Source organism: Streptomyces sp. DH12 (assembly GCF_020873895.1).
GTDB lineage: Bacteria > Actinomycetota > Actinomycetes > Streptomycetales > Streptomycetaceae > Streptomyces.
In genome coordinates this window covers 1-468 of sequence record NZ_JAHWGT010000924.1, presented here as the reverse complement: position 1 = coordinate 468, position 468 = coordinate 1, and the positions used below count along the sequence as shown (strand labels likewise).

General features: G+C 75.0%; 1 protein-coding gene. It reads left to right on the top strand.

Features of this window, described 5'->3' with window-relative positions; genetic code table 11:
• On the top strand, positions 1-468 hold a 468-nt coding region (locus tag LPA54_RS37800), incomplete at both ends, for a thiamine pyrophosphate-dependent enzyme (RefSeq protein WP_267487999.1).

Sequence of the window (468 nt, the reverse complement as noted above, 5' to 3'; positions counted from 1 at the left end):
GCCGTCCACGCCGCGGCCGCGACGGCGCTCGGCGAGCTGCGCGAGGGGGGAGGTCCCGTCGTGCTGTGGTGCCGGCTGGACCGGCTCGACTCCCACACCTCCTCCGACGACCACCGCGTCTACCGCACCGCCGAGGACATCGCCGCGATGCGTGACCCCGTCGACCTCTTCGCCCGGCGGCTGCTGGACGAGGGCGCGGTCGACGAGGACTGGCTCGAGCGGACCCGGTCGCGGCTCGCCCGGGAGACGGAGGAGATCTACGACCGGGTGGCCGCCGAACCCGCCGCGGATCCCAAGGCGATCGGCGAGCACCTGTTCGCACCCGCCGGCGACGGGCGCCGGGCGGCCGTCACCCGGCCCTGCGGCGGAACCATGGTCGCCGCGGTCAACCGGGCGCTGGCCACGGGACTGGAACACCACCCCGAACTCGTGCTCTTCGGCGAGGACATCGAGGACCCCAAGGGAGGC